Source organism: Aeromonas sp. s12 (genome assembly GCF_040907925.1).
In the GTDB taxonomy this organism is placed as follows: Bacteria; Pseudomonadota; Gammaproteobacteria; order Enterobacterales; family Aeromonadaceae; genus Aeromonas; species Aeromonas veronii.
In genome coordinates this window covers 1-15,437 of record NZ_JBFOCT010000036.1, presented here as the reverse complement: position 1 = coordinate 15,437, position 15,437 = coordinate 1, and the positions used below count along the sequence as shown (strand labels likewise).

Here is a 15,437-nt window from a genome sequence, read left to right as displayed (position 1 = left end):
ATACGCCCTTCTACATGGTCAGCTCTTGGTTTCGACTGATGCTCGATAGCGTTTGCCGTACTTGAGCTGCTGGATCAACAGGGCGGCAACGATGAGCGCCAACCCGATGGGGGTGGCCGGATGGATGGCTTCGCCGATCAGCAGATTGAGCAGCACCAGTGAGGCAAACGGCGAGATGAAAATGAGGTTGCTGATGGGGGCCGTGTTGGTGGCATGGCGCAGCGCCATCAGCCAGAGCACGAAACCGAAGCCCATTTCGAACAGTCCCACATAGATGGCACCAGCCCATCCCTGCCAGGCGGTCATGGCAAAATCGGAGAGCAACCAGGTTGCAACGACGATAAAAGGCAGGCTGATCATAAAGCCGAGCAACAGGCTGACGATGGGATCGCCCTGATTGCGGGTGTTGAGGATCCAGTAGCTGGCCCAGATGAGGGTCGAGACCAGCGCCAGCGTCACGCCGAGGGGGCTGTCGAACTGGAGGCCGAATACATCCCCTCTGGTGGCGATCACCAGCGCGCCAAAATACCCCAGCACGATAGCGACGCCATCACGCCGACGCAGCTTCTGGCCGAGGAAGGGGACGGCCAGCAGACTGAGGGTAATGGCCCAGGTGTAGTTGAGGGTCTGTGCCTGCTGGGCAGGCAACAGGTCATAGGCCCTGAATAGCAACAGGTAATAGAGAAAGGGGTTCAGCACGCCCAGAGTCAGGTAGTAGAAAGGGCTGGCCTTGATGTAGCTCCTCAGCAGCGGCAGTTTGCCCTGTTTGGCGACGACGGCTGTCAGCGTGAGAGTCGAGGTGAAGGCGGCCACAAGCAACAGTTGCACAGGTTCGAAATAGGCGAGGGAGATCTTGAAGGCTGTGGCGACCGTCGACCAGAGGGCAACGGCGCAAAGGCCATACTGATAGGCTTTCTTTTGATCTTTGAGCATGGGATGTCGTTCCACTGACAGAGGCAAGCGCACAGTCTACCAGTCTGCTTGTAACATTGTCGTTACCTTGGTGTTGGCTGCAGAGTGCGTTGCCGCAGGCGAGATCCATCTGTCACATAAAACTGCGCATAATCTGTTCGCTCTCCCTTGCGCAAATTTGAAAAATCCGTATAATCCCCTCCGCTTACCCATGAGGTAAGCCAGACGATATGTCTGCTGCTGAGTTTCCTGTTTACAGGAGCCAGCCATACAGTCCTCCCGATATGGGGGGAAACGTGAAAAATCACACCTCTGGCGGGAGAAATCTCGGTCGGGCGGTGTTGATTTATGTTCTTTTATCTATTGGAGCTCTGTCAATGCAGAACCAAAGAATCCGTATCCGCCTGAAGGCTTTTGATCATCGCCTGATTGATCAATCCACTGCGGAAATCGTTGAAACTGCTAAGCGCACTGGCGCGCAGGTTCGCGGTCCTATTCCGCTGCCGACTCGCAAAGAGCGCTTCACCGTCCTGATCTCCCCGCACGTCAACAAAGATGCGCGTGATCAGTACGAGATCCGCACTCACAAGCGTCTGGTAGACATCGTTGAGCCGACTGACAAGACCGTTGACGCCCTGATGCGTCTGGATCTGGCAGCTGGTGTAGACGTCCAGATCAGCCTGGGTTAATTACGGAAAGAGGTTGATAACAATGACAATCGGTCTTGTAGGTCGCAAAGTGGGTATGACTCGCATCTTCACTGAAGATGGCGTTTCTATCCCGGTGACTGTTATCGAAGTTGAAGCTAACCGTGTAACTCAGGTCAAATCTGTAGAAACCGACGGCTACAACGCTATTCAGGTTACCACTGGCGCCAAGAAAGCCAGCCGTGTGACCAAGCCGGAAGCTGGCCACTTCGCCAAAGCTGGTGTAGAAGCCGGTCGCGGTCTGTGGGAATTCCGCCTGAACAACGGTGAAACTTTCACTGTTGGTAGCGAGCTGAAAGTAGATCTTCTCGCTGACGTTAAGCTGGTAGACGTTACCGGCACATCCAAAGGTAAGGGCTTTGCTGGTACTGTTAAGCGCCACAACTTCCGCACCCAGGATATGACCCACGGTAACTCCTTGTCTCACCGCGTTCCGGGTTCTATCGGTCAGAACCAGACTCCGGGTCGTGTATTCAAGGGCAAAAAGATGGCTGGTCACATGGGTGCTGAGCGTGTAACGACTCAGAACCTGGAACTGGTTCGTGTTGACGCTGAACGCAACCTGCTGCTCATCAAAGGTGCAGTACCGGGTGCAACCAACGGCAACGTGATCGTCAAACCTGCCGTCAAAGCGTAACGTCTGAGGAGATAGTAATGGAATTGGTAATGAAAGACGCCAAGAGCGCTCTTGAAGTTTCCGAGACTACCTTCGGGCGCGAATTCAACGAAGCTCTGGTTCACCAGGTCGTCGTTGCATATGCCGCTGGTGCCCGTCAGGGTACTCGTGCGCAGCTGACTCGCTCTGAAGTGTCTGGTGGCGGCAAAAAGCCGTGGCGTCAGAAGGGTACTGGTCGTGCCCGTGCTGGCTCCATCCGTTCGCCCATCTGGCGTTCCGGTGGTGTGACTTTTGCTGCTAAGCCGCAAGATCACAGCCAGAAAGTAAACAAGAAGATGTACCGCGGCGCTATCCGTAGCATTCTGTCCGAGCTGGTACGTCAAGAGCGCCTGATCGTTGTTGAGAAGTTCGGCATCGAAGCTCCGAAGACCAAAGAACTGATCGCCAAGCTGAAAGAAATGGAACTGACTGACGTTCTGATCGTGACTGCTGAAGTCGATGAGAACCTGTTCCTGGCTGCTCGCAACCTGTACAAAGTTGACGTGCGTGACGTTGCCGGTATCGACCCGGTCAGCCTGATCGCTTTCGACAAGGTTCTGATGACTGCTGACGCAGTTAAGCAAATCGAGGAGATGCTGGCATGATCCGTGAAGAGCGTCTGCTGAAAGTTCTGAAGGCTCCGCACATCTCTGAAAAGAGCACCATGGTTGCAGAAAAGCAGAACACTATCGTGTTCAAAGTTGCTGTTGATGCTACCAAGGCGGAAGTCAAAGCTGCAGTTGCGAAACTGTTCGAGGTCGAAGTTGAGACCGTCCGTACCCTGAACATGAAGGGTAAGACCAAGCGCGCAGGTGCACGCGTAGGCCGTCGTTCCGATTGGAAAAAGGCTTATGTGACCCTGAAAGCTGGTCAGGACATCGACTTCATGGGCGCAGCCGAGTAAGAGGAGTTCTCAAAAATGGCAATCGTTAAGTGCAAGCCTACTTCTCCGGGCCGCCGCCACGTCGTCAAGATCGTCAATCAAGAGCTGTACAAGGGCAAGCCCTTCGCCGCTCTGCTGGACAGCAAAAGCAAGTCCGGTGGTCGTAACAACAACGGCCGTATCACTACCCGTCATATCGGTGGTGGTCACAAGCAGCACTACCGTATCGTCGACTTCAAGCGCGACAAAGACGGTATCCCGGCTAAAGTAGAGCGCCTGGAATACGATCCGAACCGTACCGCTAACATCGCTCTGGTGTTGTATGCAGACGGTGAGCGTCGTTACATCCTGGCTCCGAAAGGCCTGAAAGCTGGTGACGCGATCGCTTCTGGTGCTGATGCAGCCATCAAGGTAGGTAACGCCCTGCCGATGCGCAACATCCCGGTTGGTTCTACCGTTCACGCTGTAGAGATGAAGCCTGGTAAAGGTGCCCAGCTGGCTCGTTCCGCTGGTACTTTCATCCAGATCCTGGCTCGTGAAGGTAACTATGTAACTCTGCGTCTGCGTTCCGGCGAAGTACGTAAAGTTCTGGCCGAGTGCCGCGCTACCATCGGTGAAGTCGGTAACTCCGAGCACATGTTGCGTCAACTGGGTAAAGCCGGTGCAAACCGCTGGCGTGGTATTCGTCCGACCGTTCGCGGTATGGCGATGAACCCGGTTGACCACCCGCACGGTGGTGGTGAGGGTCGTAACAAGGGCATGCAGCCTGTGTCCCCATGGGGCCAGAAGGCTAAAGGCTTCAAGACCCGTAAGAACAAGCGTACCGACAAGTACATCGTACGTCGTCGTAACAAGTAATTGTTAACATAGAGGAATCACCATGCCACGTTCTCTCAAGAAGGGTCCATTTATTGACCTGCACTTGCTGAAGAAGGTAGAGAAAGCGGTGGAAAGCGGGGATAAAAAGCCGGTTAAAACCTGGTCCCGTCGTTCAATGATCATCCCGAACATGATCGGTTTGACCATCGCTGTCCATAATGGTCGTCAGCACGTTCCGGTTTTCGTTACCGAAGAAATGATCGGTCACAAACTGGGTGAATTCGCACCGACTCGTACTTATCGCGGCCATGCTGCTGATAAGAAGGCTAAGAAGCGCTAAGGGATAAATGATGGAAGCTATCGCTAAACACCGTTATGCCCGTACTTCTGCCCAGAAAGCTCGTCTGGTAGCCGATCAAGTACGTGGTCTGTCCGTAGACAAGGCTCTGAATATCCTGACCTTCAGCCCGAAAAAGGCTGCAGTGCTGGTTAAGAAAGTGCTGGAATCTGCCATTGCAAACGCTGAGCACAACGAAGGCGCCGATATCGACGCGCTGCGTGTTGCTACTATCATGGTCGACGAAGGTCCCTCCATGAAGCGCATCCGTCCGCGTGCCAAAGGTCGTGCGGATCGTATCCTCAAGCGTACCGCTCACATCACTGTAGTGGTATCCGACGCTAAGGCTGGGAGATAAGCAATGGGTCAGAAAGTACATCCTAATGGCATTCGCCTGGGTATTACCAAGCCTTGGAATTCTACCTGGTTCGCGAACACCAAAGACTTCGCTGACAACCTGTACAGCGATTTTCAAGTACGCCAGTTCCTGACCAAGGAACTGAAAAACGCGTCCTTGTCCAAGATCACCATTGAGCGTCCGGCCAAGAGCATCCGTGTGACCATTCACACCGCTCGTCCGGGTGTTGTCATCGGTAAGAAAGGCGAAGACGTTGAGAAACTGCGCAAAGCTGTAGCCACTATTGCTGGCGTGCCTGCTCAGATCAACATTTCCGAAGTCCGCAAGCCGGAGCTGGATGGCAAACTCGTTGCCGACAGCATCACTTCCCAGCTGGAGCGTCGTGTAATGTTCCGTCGTGCTATGAAGCGCGCCGTACAGAACGCAATGCGCCTGGGTGCCAAGGGCATCAAAGTGGAAGTTTCCGGTCGTCTGGGCGGCGCTGAAATCGCGCGTACCGAATGGTACCGTGAAGGTCGTGTGCCGTTGCACACCCTGCGTGCCGACATCGACTACGCAACTTCTGAAGCCCACACCACTTACGGTGTGATCGGCGTTAAAGTTTGGATCTTCAAGGGCGAAGTTCTGGGCGGTCTGGCTGCTGTTAACGCTGCCGCTGCTCAAGAGCAAGCTCCTGCAAAGCCCAAGCGTGACAACAAGCGCCGCGCTGCTAAGTAAGGAGATTCGGTAAATGTTGCAACCTAAGCGTACTAAATTCCGCAAGACCCACAAGGGTCGTAACCGCGGTCTGGCCACCTCTGGTAACGAAGTATCCTTCGGTACCTTTGGCCTGAAGGCGACATCCCGTGGTCAACTGACTGCTCGTCAAATCGAAGCAGCCCGTCGTGCCATGACCCGTCACGTTAAGCGTCAAGGTAAGATCTGGATCCGTGTGTTCCCGGACAAGCCCATCACCGAAAAGCCCCTCGAAGTTCGTATGGGTAAAGGTAAGGGTAACGTGGAATACTGGGTTTGCCCGATCCAGCCTGGCAAGGTTCTGTACGAGATGGACGGTGTACCTGAGGCTCTGGCGCGTGAAGCGTTTGCCCTGGCCGCAGCTAAGCTGTCTGTTCAGACCACTTTCGTAATTAAGACGGTGATGTGATGAAAGCCCAAGATCTGCGTCAAAAGAGCGTCGAAGAACTGAACCAGGAGCTGCTGGGCCTGCTGCGCGAGCAATTCAACATGCGCATGCAAGCGTCCACCGGCCAGCTGGCTCAGACTCACACTCTGAAACAAGTGCGTCGTGACGTCGCACGTATCAAGACTGTACTGACTGAGAAGGCAGGTGCGTAATGACTGACAAGATCCGTACTCTGCAAGGTCGTGTAATCAGCGACAAGATGGACAAGTCCATCACTGTTGCTATCGAGCGCAAGGTAAAGCACCCGATCTACGGTAAGATCATCAAGCGCACTACCAAGCTGCACGTGCATGACGAAAACAACGAGTGCAAAGCTGGCGACCTCGTGGAAATCCGCGAATGCCGCCCGCTGTCCAAGACCAAGTCCTGGACCCTGGTTGCCGTTGTAGAAAAGGCCTAATCGGTACTTTGTAGTCCAAGCGGCCCCTTTCAGGGGCCGTTTGTTTTTTAGGCTACCTTTTCTGAAAATCCTGTGTTATAGTTTCGCGCCTTTTGAAGGCAGCCAGATCCCATTAGGGATAAGAAGTAAACAAAGCGGAGCACTAAGATGATCCAGATGCAAAGTATGCTGGGTGTTGCCGACAACTCCGGCGCTCGCAGTGTAATGTGTATTAAGGTTCTGGGTGGCTCGCACCGCCGTTACGCCGGCATCGGCGACATCATCAAGGTTTCCATCAAGGAAGCCATTCCTCGCGGTAAAGTGAAGAAAGGTGATGTGTATAACGCGGTGGTCGTACGCACCCGTAAAGGCGTTCGTCGTCCGGACGGCTCTGTCATCCGTTTCGACAACAATGCGGCTGTGTTGCTTAACAACAACCAACAGCCAATCGGTACTCGTATTTTTGGCCCGGTGACCCGTGAACTGCGTAATGAGAAGTTCATGAAGATTGTGTCCCTGGCACCCGAAGTACTGTAAGGAGTCGAACGATGGCAGCTAAAATCCGTCGCGAAGACGAAGTGATTGTTCTTACCGGCAAAGACAAGGGCAAGCGTGGCAAAGTCACTCAAGTCCTGATTGCAAAAGGTAAGGTAATCGTGGAAGGCATCAACCAGGTGAAGAAACACCAGAAGCCGGTACCCGCACTGGGTCAGGCTGGCGGTATCGTCACCAAAGAAGCCCCCATCGATGTATCAAACGTAGCGCTGTTCAACTCTGCCACTGGCAAAGCTGACCGCGTTGGTTTCCGGATTGAAGACGGCAAAAAAGTCCGTTTCTTCAAATCCACCGGCGAACTTGTGAAGTAATTGGAGTTTAACGATGGCGAAACTGCATGATTACTACAAATCCGATGTAGTAAATGAACTGTCCAAGCAGTTCGGTTACAAGACTATCATGCAAGTCCCTCGGATCGAGAAAATCACCCTGAACATGGGTGTTGGTGAAGCGATCTCTGACAAGAAATTGCTGGAAAATGCTGCTGCCGATATGGCTGCCATTTCCGGTCAGAAGCCGCTGATCACCAAAGCTCGCAAATCTGTTGCGGGCTTCAAGATTCGTGAAGGCTACCCGATAGGTTGTAAAGTAACCCTGCGTGGCGAGCGTATGTGGGAGTTCCTGGAACGGCTGATCTGCATCTCCGTACCGCGTATCCGTGACTTCCGTGGCCTGAACGCTAAAGCGTTCGATGGTCGTGGTAACTACTCCATGGGCGTGCGTGAGCAGATCATCTTCCCGGAAATCGACTATGACAAAGTCGATCGCGTCCGTGGTCTGGATATCACCATCACCACTTCCGCGAATACCGATGAAGAAGGCCGTGCTCTGCTGGCTGCCTTTAACTTCCCATTCCGCAAGTAAGGTTAGGGTTATGGCTAAAACATCCATGAAAGCGCGCGAAGCAAAGCGTGCCAAGCTGGTAGCCAAGTACGCGACCAAGCGTGCCGAGCTGAAAGCTATCATCGTTGACATGAACGCTTCTGAAGAAGCGCGTTGGGATGCTGTACTGCAACTGCAACAGCTGCCCCGTGATTCCAGTCCGTCCCGCCAGCGTAACCGTTGCAATATTACTGGTCGTCCGCACGGTTTCCTGCGCAAGTTTGGCCTGTCTCGCATCAAGGTGCGTGAGCATGCCATGAAGGGCGAAATTCCGGGCCTGAAGAAGGCTTCTTGGTAACGAATCTCGGGAGTTAGACTTATGAGCATGCAAGATCCGATCGCGGATATGCTGACCCGCATCCGTAACGGTCAGGCGGCGAGCAAAGTTGCGGTTTCCATGCCTTCTTCCAAGCTGAAAGTGGCTATCGCCAAAGTGCTGAAAGAAGAAGGTTACATCGCTGGCTACTCCGTAGCTGGTGACGTGAAGCCGGAACTGGAAATTGAACTGAAATATTTCCAGGGCAAGCCAGTTGTAGAACTGATCCAACGCGTAAGCCGTCCAGGCCTGCGTATTTACAAGCGCACTACTGATCTGCCGAAAGTTATGGGCGGTCTCGGTGTTGCTATCGTGTCCACGTCTAAAGGTGTGATGACTGACCGTGCTGCTCGCAAAGCAAGCATGGGCGGTGAGATCATCTGCTACGTCGCTTAATAGGAGGTAGGAAATGTCTCGTGTTGCTAAGGCACCCGTCACTATTCCTGCTGGCGTAGAGGTGACTCTGAACGGCCAGGAACTGACCATCAAAGGTGGTAAAGGTTCTCTGGTTCGCTCTATTCACGCCGGTGTAGAAGTGACCAAAGAAGACAATGTACTGAAGTTCGCCCCGCGCGGCAGCATCGCTGGTGCTGACGCTCAGGCCGGTACTGCCCGTGCATTGGTCAACAACATGGTAATCGGTGTTACCCAAGGCTTCGAGCGCAAGCTGCAGCTGGTTGGTGTAGGTTATAAAGCCTCCATCAAGGGCAATGCTGTTGCGCTGGCTCTGGGCTTCTCTCACCCGGTAGAGCATGCGCTGCCGGCTGGTGTGACCGCTGAGTGCCCGACTGCTACAGAAATCGTTCTGCGTGGCGTCGACAAGCAGCTGGTTGGCCAAGTCGCCGCCGATATCCGTGCTTACCGCGCTCCGGAGCCCTACAAGGGCAAGGGTGTACGCTATGCCAACGAGCAAGTGCGTACTAAAGAAGCTAAGAAGAAGTAAGGTAACACTATGGACAAGAAAGCAGCTCGTCTCCGTCGTGCTACTCGTGCTCGGAAAAAGATGCAGGAACTGGGAGCTACCCGTCTGGTTGTTCACCGTACCCCGCGTCATATCTATGCGCAGGTTATTGCAGCCAACGGTTCCGAAGTTCTGGCCTCTGCTTCCACAGTAGAGAAAGCCATCAGTGAAGCTCTGAAATACACCGGTAACGCAGATGCTGCTACCGCTGTAGGTAAGGCTATCGCTGAGCGTGCTATTGCCAAAGGCGTTCAGAACGTATCTTTCGATCGTTCCGGTTTCAAGTATCACGGTCGCATCGCTGCCCTGGCAGCTGCCGCACGTGACGCTGGTCTTCAGTTCTAAGCTAGGAGTCGAAGATGGCTAAAGTCGAATCTCAAGCCGGCGAACTGCAAGAAAAGCTCATTGCAGTAAACCGTGTTTCGAAAACTGTTAAAGGTGGTCGTATCATGTCCTTCACCGCGTTGACCGTGGTGGGTGATGGTAACGGCCGTGTAGGTTACGGTTACGGTAAAGCCCGTGAAGTTCCGGCTGCTATTCAAAAAGCAATGGAACAGGCTAAGCGTAACCTGAACAAGGTTGAGCTGAACAACGGCACTCTGCACCACCCGGTGCGTGGTGTTCACTCTGGCTCCACCGTGTTCATGAAGCCGGCCTCCCAAGGTACTGGTATCATTGCAGGCGGCGCCATGCGTGCTGTTCTGGAAGTTGCCGGTATCCACAACGTGCTGGCCAAGACCTACGGTTCCACCAACCCAATCAACGTTGTTCGCGCTACTGTAGACGCTCTGGTTCACGGTCAATCGCCGGAACAGATCGCTGCCAAGCGTGGTCTGCGCGTTGAAGAAATTCTGGGGTAATGCGACATGGCTAACACTGTAAAAGTAACTCAAACTCGCAGCTCTATCGGCCGTCTGCCAAAGCACAAGGCGACTCTGCGTGGTCTGGGTCTGCGTCGCATTGGTCACACCGTTGAGCTGGAAGATACTCCTTGCGTACGCGGCATGATCAACCAGGTTTATTACATGGTTAAGGTGGAGGGCTAAGCATGCGTCTGAACACTCTGTCTCCGGCCGCTGGTTCCAAGCCTGAAAAACAACGTCGTGGTCGTGGTATCGGCTCCGGCCTGGGCAAGACTGGTGGTCGTGGTGTTAAAGGCCAAACCTCTCGTTCCGGTGGCGGCAAAGTTCGCAACGGTTTCGAAGGCGGCCAGATGCCTTTGAAAATCCGTCTGCCGAAGTTCGGTTTCTTCTCTCGCAAATCTTTGGTTTCTGCCGAAGTGCGTCTGAACGAAATCGCCCTGGTAGAAGGTGATGTGGTCGACCTGAGCACTCTGAAGCAAGCCGGTGTTGTTACTAAGAACATCGTGTTCGCTAAAGTTGTTCTGTCAGGCAACATTGACCGTGCTGTGACCGTTCGTGGTCTGTCCGTCACCAAAGGTGCACGTGCAGCCATCGAGGCCGCTGGCGGTAAAATCGAGGAATAATCAGTACAATGGCTAAGAAACCAGGATTGGATGTTAAAGCACAGGGTGGTCTGAGTGAACTGAAGAGCCGTCTGCTCTTCGTTCTCGGGGCGATTATCGTTTTCCGTGCAGGCTCTTATGTGCCGATTCCTGGTATTGACGCCGCCGTACTGGCCGAGTTGTTCCAGCAACAGAAGGGCACCATCATTGAGATGTTCAACATGTTCAGTGGTGGTGCACTCTCGCGTGCTTCTATTCTTGCGTTGGGGATCATGCCGTACATTTCGGCGTCGATCATTATCCAGCTGCTGACAGTGGTTCACCCCGCTCTTGCTGAACTCAAGAAAGAAGGTGAATCCGGCCGTCGCAAGATTAGCCAATATACCCGTTGGGGCACGCTGGTTTTGGGAACTTTCCAGGCCATTGGTATTGCAACCGGTCTGCCGAATATGATGCATGGACTCGTGACTAATCCGGGTCTGGGCTTCTATTTCACAGCGGTTGTGAGTCTGGTCACCGGTACCATGTTTTTGATGTGGTTGGGTGAGCAGATAACCGAGCGTGGGATTGGTAATGGTATCTCGTTGATTATTTTCACAGGTATCGTTGCTGGTCTGCCGCATGCCATTGGCGCTACGGCCGAACAGGCACGTCAAGGGGAATTGCACATCCTGCTGTTGTTGTTGCTGGGCTTGATTGTTTTCGCAGTGACTTACTTTGTGGTGTTCGTGGAGCGTGGTCAGCGTCGTATCGTCGTTAACTATGCCAAGCGTCAACAAGGCCGCCAGGTATTTGCCGCGCAAAGCACACACCTGCCGTTGAAAGTGAATATGGCTGGTGTGATTCCTGCGATTTTCGCATCCAGTATCATCCTCTTCCCGGGGACCATTACCTCCTGGTTTGGTCAGGGTGAGGGTAAAGTAGCTGATATCCTGCAACAGGTCTCTATGGTCCTGCAGCCGGGTCAACCGCTTTACGAGATGCTGTATGCAGCAGCCATTATCTTCTTCTGTTTCTTCTATACCGCGCTGGTGTTCAACCCCCGCGAGACAGCAGATAATCTGAAGAAGAGTGGAGCCTTTATCCCGGGGATTCGCCCGGGCGAGCAGACAGCACGTTACATCGATAAGGTTATGACTCGCCTGACATTGGCAGGTGCGCTTTATATAACCTTTATCTGTCTGGTACCCCAGTTCTTGATGACTGCCTGGAACGTACAGTTCTACTTCGGTGGCACTTCGCTGCTGATTATCGTGGTAGTTATCATGGACTTCATGGCTCAGGTACAAACCCATATGATGTCTCATCAATATGGCGACGTCCTGAGGAAGGCCAACCTGAAGGGCTACGGCCGCTAAAGGTCGGCGTAGTTACGGAGTTAAGCAATGAAAGTTCGTGCTTCCGTTAAGGCAATCTGCCGTAACTGCAAAATCATCAAGCGTCACGGTGTGGTGCGTGTGATTTGCAGCGAGCCAAAGCATAAACAGCGCCAAGGCTAATTTTTTACGGTTAGTACTTGCAACAAATAGTTGTGCTGGCTAATATAGCCAGCCAACTTTTGTTGTGTATTGGTTGACCGCCACGTATCCGCTCACGGGCTTTGTGGTGGTCGTAATCTACTATATGTAGGAGTGAATAGTGGCCCGTATCGCTGGCATTAACATTCCTGACCATAAGCATGCAGTCATCGCTTTGACTGCTATTTATGGCGTCGGTCGTACCCGCTCCAAGGCCATCTGTGCCGCAGCCGGTATCGCTGAGAATGTGAAAATTAAAGACCTGGACGAAGCTCAGATCGAGAGTCTGCGTGAACAAGTAGGTAAATTCACCGTTGAAGGTGACCTGCGTCGTCAGATTTCCATGAACATCAAGCGATTGATGGATCTGGGTTGCTACCGTGGTTTGCGTCACCGTCGTAGCCTGCCTGTTCGTGGTCAACGTACCAAGACCAACGCTCGTACCCGTAAGGGTCCGCGCAAGGCTATCAAGAAGTAACGGGAAGGTAGAAAATGGCTAAAACTCCGACTCGTGCTCGCAAGCGCGTTAAAAAGCAAGTGAGCGACGGTATTGCGCACGTTCATGCATCTTTCAACAACACAATCGTGACCATTACTGACCGTCAGGGCAATGCTCTGTCTTGGGCTACTTCTGGTGGTTCCGGTTTCCGTGGTTCTCGTAAGTCCACCCCGTTCGCTGCTCAGGTAGCTGCCGAGCGCGCTGGTGAGATGGCCAAAGAATATGGCGTCAAGAACCTGGAAGTCATGGTCAAAGGTCCGGGTCCCGGTCGTGAGTCTTCCATCCGCGCCCTGAACGCGGCTGGTTTCCGCATCACTAACATTACTGATGTGACTCCGATCCCGCACAACGGTTGTCGTCCTCCCAAGAAGCGCCGCGTATAACGCTGTAGCTACTTGGTCTAGGATTGTTGGAGAAAGAAGATGGCAAGATATATCGGTCCTAAGCTTAAGCTTAGCCGTCGTGAGGGCACCGACCTCTTCCTGAAGTCAGGTGTTCGTGCGATTGATTCTAAGTGCAAGATTGACACCGCCCCTGGTCAGCACGGTGCGCGCAAAGCGCGTCTGTCCGACTACGGTGTTCAGCTGCGCGAGAAACAAAAAGTTCGTCGTATCTACGGCGTATTGGAAAAACAGTTCCGCAACTACTACCGCGATGCTGCCCGTCAAAAGGGTAACACCGGTGAAAACCTGTTGCAGCTGCTGGAAGGTCGTTTGGACAACGTTGTTTACCGTATGGGCTTCGGCGCTACCCGTGCTGAATCTCGTCAGCTGGTGAGCCACAAGGCCATCATGGTTAACGGTCGCGTTGTGAACATTCCTTCTTTCCAGGTTTCCCCTGAGGACGTGATCTGCGTTCGTGAGAAGGCTAAGAAGCAAGCGCGTATCAAAGCTTCCCTGGAAGTTGCTGGTCAGCGTGAGAAGCCGACTTGGGTAGAGGTTGACGCCGCTAAAATGGAAGGTGCTTTCAAGCGTCTGCCAGAGCGTTCCGACCTGTCTGCCGACATTAACGAACAGCTGATCGTCGAGCTTTACTCCAAGTAAAGCTAGCTTCTAAAGAGAGGACACAATGCTGGGTTCTGTAACAGATTTTCTTAAACCGCGGCTAGTTGACATCGAGCAAGTTAGCCCGACTCATGCGAAAGTGACTCTTGAGCCACTCGAGCGTGGCTTTGGTCACACGCTGGGCAACGCCCTGCGTCGTATTTTGCTGTCATCTATGCCCGGTTGTGCAGTTACTGAAGTCGAAATTGACGGGGTACTGCATGAGTACAGCAGCAAAGAAGGTGTACAGGAAGACATTCTTGAAATCCTGCTCAACCTGAAAGGTATCGCTGTGAAGCTGGAAGGCAAGGACGAGGTAACTCTGTCCCTGACCAAGTCTGGAACAGGCCCCGTTACCGCTGGTGATATCACTCACGGTGATGAAGTCGAGATCGTAAACCCGGAGCATGTAATCTGCCACCTGACTGGTGCCAATGCTGAAATCAGCATGCGCCTGAAAGTTCAGCGCGGTCGTGGTTATGTGCCTGCTTCTGCTCGTGTTCACAACGATGACGAAGAGCGCCCGATTGGTCGCCTGCTGCTGGACTCCGCGTTCAGCCCCATCGTTCGTATTGCCTACAATGTTGAGGCAGCACGTGTGGAACAGCGTACCGACTTGGACAAGCTGGTCATCGACATGGAGACCAATGGTACCCTGGATCCTGAAGAAGCCATCCGTCGTTCTGCCACTATTCTGGCCGAGCAACTGGAAGCTTTCGTGGATCTGCGCGATGTCAGCGTGCCCGAGAAGAAAGAAGAGAAACCCGAGTTTGATCCGATTCTGCTACGTCCTGTCGATGATTTGGAGCTGACAGTTCGTTCTGCGAACTGTCTGAAGGCAGAAGCTATCCACTATATTGGTGATCTGGTACAGCGTACCGAAGTTGAGTTGCTTAAGACTCCTAACCTCGGTAAGAAGTCCCTGACTGAGATCAAGGACGTGTTGGCCTCCCGTGGTCTGTCTCTTGGCATGCGCCTTGAGAACTGGCCGCCCGCCAGCATCGCTGACGAGTAATCCAGATTACGGGTTTCACAGATTTAGTTAGAAGGATAAGGTCATGCGCCATCGTTTGAGTGGTCGTCAACTGAACCGGAACAGCAGCCATCGTCAGGCAATGTTCCGCAACATGGCCAGCTCCCTGGTTCGTCATGAGATCATCAAGACGACTCTGCCTAAGGCAAAAGAGCTGCGTCGTGTAGTTGAACCGCTGATCACCCTTGCCAAGACTGATAGCGTTGCTAATCGTCGCCTGGCATTTGCCCGTACTCGCGATAACGCGATCGTGGCTAAGCTGTTCAATGAACTGGGCCCGCGCTACCTGGAGCGCGCCGGCGGTTATACTCGCATTCTGAAATGCGGTTTCCGTGCAGGCGACAACGCCCCTATGGCTTATATTGAGCTGGTAGACCGCCCGGCCGCTGCTGAAGCAGCTGCTGAGTGATAAAGAAAAAGCCGGGCTTGTCCCGGCTTTTCTTTTAATCCATTCTGATACTGCCTCAACTGCCTCAACTGCCTCAACTGCCTCAACTGCCTCAACTGCCTCAACTGCCTCAACTGCCTCAACTGCCTCAACTGCCTCAACTGCCTCAACTCATCATTCACCTCTTATTCTTCTATAGAAGTAAGCGCTGTTCCCAAGCCCTGCAGAACGGTGAATAGTTGGCTCACTTGGCGTGAACATCGTCAGCCAGCTTGATATCGCCCTACATATATCCATTTGCCCATTTGCGGGCGTTTTCCTTTGTAAGGTCTCAGTCGCAAGTCCATCTTGGCCTCCATGTTTTCGGCCATTCTAGCAACCAGAAGGGTGTTTCTGTGGATAAGTTTGTATAAAAGCTGTGGTTGGATATGAATAACTAAGAAAGTGCCCTTTTTTGCAATTTTATTGCAGATAAGGGGTTGCCAGAAAGAATCTGTTCCCTATAATGCGCCTCCATCGACAGGGCAAGCGGCAACGCAGAAAGC

The 15,437-nt window shown here is 53.1% G+C and carries 29 protein-coding genes and 1 pseudogene; 28 read left to right on the top strand and 2 right to left on the bottom strand.

Annotated elements, in window-relative coordinates:
* Window positions 1-18: 18 nt before the first annotated feature.
* The gene (locus AB5Y67_RS18440) at window positions 19-933 is read right to left on the bottom strand and encodes a DMT family transporter (RefSeq protein WP_199427770.1); all 915 of its coding nucleotides are present in this window, start codon (window positions 931-933) and stop codon (window positions 19-21) included.
* Between the two features lie 356 nt (window positions 934-1,289).
* Between AB5Y67_RS18440 and rpsJ the strand changes: the two genes are divergently transcribed.
* The 28 genes from rpsJ to rplQ all read left to right on the top strand — a co-directional run bounded on the left by rpsJ (window position 1,290) and on the right by rplQ (window position 14,913).
* Entirely contained in the window at window positions 1,290-1,601 is a 312-nt protein-coding gene (rpsJ, locus tag AB5Y67_RS18435; RefSeq protein ID WP_005307944.1) for a 30S ribosomal protein S10, read from the top strand.
* A 22-nt stretch (window positions 1,602-1,623) separates the two neighbouring features.
* Complete coding sequence (rplC, locus tag AB5Y67_RS18430) at window positions 1,624-2,256, top strand: 50S ribosomal protein L3 (RefSeq protein ID WP_005340620.1); 633 nt, start codon at window positions 1,624-1,626, stop codon at window positions 2,254-2,256.
* A gap of 17 nt (window positions 2,257-2,273) precedes the next feature.
* Window positions 2,274-2,879: a 50S ribosomal protein L4 gene (rplD, locus tag AB5Y67_RS18425; RefSeq protein WP_005340616.1), complete on the top strand. Its 606-nt coding sequence runs from the start codon at window positions 2,274-2,276 to the stop codon at window positions 2,877-2,879.
* Window positions 2,879-3,178 carry a 50S ribosomal protein L23 gene (gene rplW / locus AB5Y67_RS18420; RefSeq protein WP_342690021.1) on the top strand — a complete coding sequence of 100 codons (300 nt, stop codon included), beginning with the start codon at window positions 2,879-2,881 and terminating at the stop codon, window positions 3,176-3,178. Before rplD ends, rplW begins: the two co-directional genes overlap by 1 nt.
* Window positions 3,179-3,193: 15 nt before the next feature.
* Entirely contained in the window at window positions 3,194-4,015 is an 822-nt protein-coding gene (gene rplB / locus AB5Y67_RS18415; RefSeq protein WP_005340614.1) for a 50S ribosomal protein L2, read from the top strand.
* Window positions 4,016-4,037: 22 nt separating this feature from the next.
* The gene (gene rpsS, locus AB5Y67_RS18410) at window positions 4,038-4,316 is read left to right on the top strand and encodes a 30S ribosomal protein S19 (protein ID WP_005307960.1); all 279 of its coding nucleotides are present in this window, start codon (window positions 4,038-4,040) and stop codon (window positions 4,314-4,316) included.
* A gap of 10 nt (window positions 4,317-4,326) precedes the next feature.
* Window positions 4,327-4,671, top strand: coding sequence for a 50S ribosomal protein L22 (rplV, locus tag AB5Y67_RS18405; RefSeq protein WP_005319741.1), 345 nt, complete (start codon window positions 4,327-4,329; stop codon window positions 4,669-4,671).
* Between the two features lie 3 nt (window positions 4,672-4,674).
* A complete protein-coding gene (rpsC, locus tag AB5Y67_RS18400) occupies window positions 4,675-5,388 on the top strand; it encodes a 30S ribosomal protein S3 (protein WP_005307962.1) in 714 nt (237 codons plus the stop codon).
* Window positions 5,389-5,401: 13 nt separating this feature from the next.
* Window positions 5,402-5,815 (top strand): 50S ribosomal protein L16, encoded by a 414-nt coding sequence (gene rplP / locus AB5Y67_RS18395; RefSeq protein ID WP_005340612.1) that lies wholly within the window; start codon window positions 5,402-5,404, stop codon window positions 5,813-5,815.
* The gene (gene rpmC / locus AB5Y67_RS18390; RefSeq protein WP_005307965.1) at window positions 5,815-6,006 is read left to right on the top strand and encodes a 50S ribosomal protein L29; all 192 of its coding nucleotides are present in this window, start codon (window positions 5,815-5,817) and stop codon (window positions 6,004-6,006) included. Before rplP ends, rpmC begins: the two co-directional genes overlap by 1 nt.
* Window positions 6,006-6,254: a 30S ribosomal protein S17 gene (gene rpsQ / locus AB5Y67_RS18385; protein WP_005307966.1), complete on the top strand. Its 249-nt coding sequence runs from the start codon at window positions 6,006-6,008 to the stop codon at window positions 6,252-6,254. The genes rpmC and rpsQ overlap by 1 nt, the downstream gene beginning before the upstream one ends.
* A gap of 147 nt (window positions 6,255-6,401) precedes the next feature.
* Window positions 6,402-6,770, top strand: a complete 369-nt coding sequence (rplN, locus tag AB5Y67_RS18380; protein ID WP_005307975.1) for a 50S ribosomal protein L14 — start codon at window positions 6,402-6,404, stop codon at window positions 6,768-6,770.
* A gap of 11 nt (window positions 6,771-6,781) precedes the next feature.
* On the top strand, window positions 6,782-7,099 hold the full coding sequence (rplX, locus tag AB5Y67_RS18375; RefSeq protein ID WP_005307977.1) for a 50S ribosomal protein L24: 318 nt from the start codon (window positions 6,782-6,784) through the stop codon (window positions 7,097-7,099).
* A 13-nt stretch (window positions 7,100-7,112) separates the two neighbouring features.
* Window positions 7,113-7,652 carry a 50S ribosomal protein L5 gene (rplE, locus tag AB5Y67_RS18370; RefSeq protein ID WP_005331162.1) on the top strand — a complete coding sequence of 180 codons (540 nt, stop codon included), beginning with the start codon at window positions 7,113-7,115 and terminating at the stop codon, window positions 7,650-7,652.
* A 10-nt stretch (window positions 7,653-7,662) separates the two neighbouring features.
* Window positions 7,663-7,968, top strand: a complete 306-nt coding sequence (rpsN, locus tag AB5Y67_RS18365; protein ID WP_005340609.1) for a 30S ribosomal protein S14 — start codon at window positions 7,663-7,665, stop codon at window positions 7,966-7,968.
* A gap of 21 nt (window positions 7,969-7,989) precedes the next feature.
* On the top strand, window positions 7,990-8,382 hold the full coding sequence (rpsH, locus tag AB5Y67_RS18360) for a 30S ribosomal protein S8 (RefSeq protein WP_005307980.1): 393 nt from the start codon (window positions 7,990-7,992) through the stop codon (window positions 8,380-8,382).
* Between the two features lie 13 nt (window positions 8,383-8,395).
* On the top strand, window positions 8,396-8,929 hold the full coding sequence (gene rplF / locus AB5Y67_RS18355; RefSeq protein ID WP_005340607.1) for a 50S ribosomal protein L6: 534 nt from the start codon (window positions 8,396-8,398) through the stop codon (window positions 8,927-8,929).
* A gap of 9 nt (window positions 8,930-8,938) precedes the next feature.
* The gene (gene rplR / locus AB5Y67_RS18350) at window positions 8,939-9,292 is read left to right on the top strand and encodes a 50S ribosomal protein L18 (protein WP_005340606.1); all 354 of its coding nucleotides are present in this window, start codon (window positions 8,939-8,941) and stop codon (window positions 9,290-9,292) included.
* A gap of 14 nt (window positions 9,293-9,306) precedes the next feature.
* Window positions 9,307-9,807 (top strand): 30S ribosomal protein S5, encoded by a 501-nt coding sequence (gene rpsE, locus AB5Y67_RS18345; protein WP_005340605.1) that lies wholly within the window; start codon window positions 9,307-9,309, stop codon window positions 9,805-9,807.
* A gap of 6 nt (window positions 9,808-9,813) precedes the next feature.
* Window positions 9,814-9,993: a 50S ribosomal protein L30 gene (gene rpmD / locus AB5Y67_RS18340; protein ID WP_005307985.1), complete on the top strand. Its 180-nt coding sequence runs from the start codon at window positions 9,814-9,816 to the stop codon at window positions 9,991-9,993.
* Between the two features lie 2 nt (window positions 9,994-9,995).
* Entirely contained in the window at window positions 9,996-10,433 is a 438-nt protein-coding gene (gene rplO, locus AB5Y67_RS18335) for a 50S ribosomal protein L15 (protein ID WP_005340604.1), read from the top strand.
* Between the two features lie 8 nt (window positions 10,434-10,441).
* Complete coding sequence (secY, locus tag AB5Y67_RS18330) at window positions 10,442-11,770, top strand: preprotein translocase subunit SecY (protein ID WP_005340602.1); 1,329 nt, start codon at window positions 10,442-10,444, stop codon at window positions 11,768-11,770.
* Between the two features lie 27 nt (window positions 11,771-11,797).
* Window positions 11,798-11,911, top strand: coding sequence for a 50S ribosomal protein L36 (rpmJ, locus tag AB5Y67_RS18325; RefSeq protein WP_005319705.1), 114 nt, complete (start codon window positions 11,798-11,800; stop codon window positions 11,909-11,911).
* Between the two features lie 139 nt (window positions 11,912-12,050).
* Window positions 12,051-12,407 (top strand): 30S ribosomal protein S13, encoded by a 357-nt coding sequence (gene rpsM / locus AB5Y67_RS18320; RefSeq protein WP_005307991.1) that lies wholly within the window; start codon window positions 12,051-12,053, stop codon window positions 12,405-12,407.
* Between the two features lie 14 nt (window positions 12,408-12,421).
* Window positions 12,422-12,811: a 30S ribosomal protein S11 gene (gene rpsK / locus AB5Y67_RS18315; RefSeq protein WP_005307993.1), complete on the top strand. Its 390-nt coding sequence runs from the start codon at window positions 12,422-12,424 to the stop codon at window positions 12,809-12,811.
* 39 nt (window positions 12,812-12,850) lie between these two features.
* Window positions 12,851-13,471: a 30S ribosomal protein S4 gene (rpsD, locus tag AB5Y67_RS18310; RefSeq protein ID WP_005340600.1), complete on the top strand. Its 621-nt coding sequence runs from the start codon at window positions 12,851-12,853 to the stop codon at window positions 13,469-13,471.
* Between the two features lie 25 nt (window positions 13,472-13,496).
* Window positions 13,497-14,486 (top strand): DNA-directed RNA polymerase subunit alpha, encoded by a 990-nt coding sequence (gene rpoA / locus AB5Y67_RS18305; RefSeq protein ID WP_005307997.1) that lies wholly within the window; start codon window positions 13,497-13,499, stop codon window positions 14,484-14,486.
* A 43-nt stretch (window positions 14,487-14,529) separates the two neighbouring features.
* Window positions 14,530-14,913 (top strand): 50S ribosomal protein L17, encoded by a 384-nt coding sequence (gene rplQ / locus AB5Y67_RS18300; RefSeq protein ID WP_005307999.1) that lies wholly within the window; start codon window positions 14,530-14,532, stop codon window positions 14,911-14,913.
* A 266-nt stretch (window positions 14,914-15,179) separates the two neighbouring features.
* On the opposite strand, the pseudogene AB5Y67_RS18295 reads toward rplQ, so the two are convergent.
* Window positions 15,180-15,263 (bottom strand): annotated as a pseudogene (locus tag AB5Y67_RS18295) (gamma carbonic anhydrase family protein); the annotation flags it as partial.
* Window positions 15,264-15,437 lie beyond the last annotated feature (174 nt).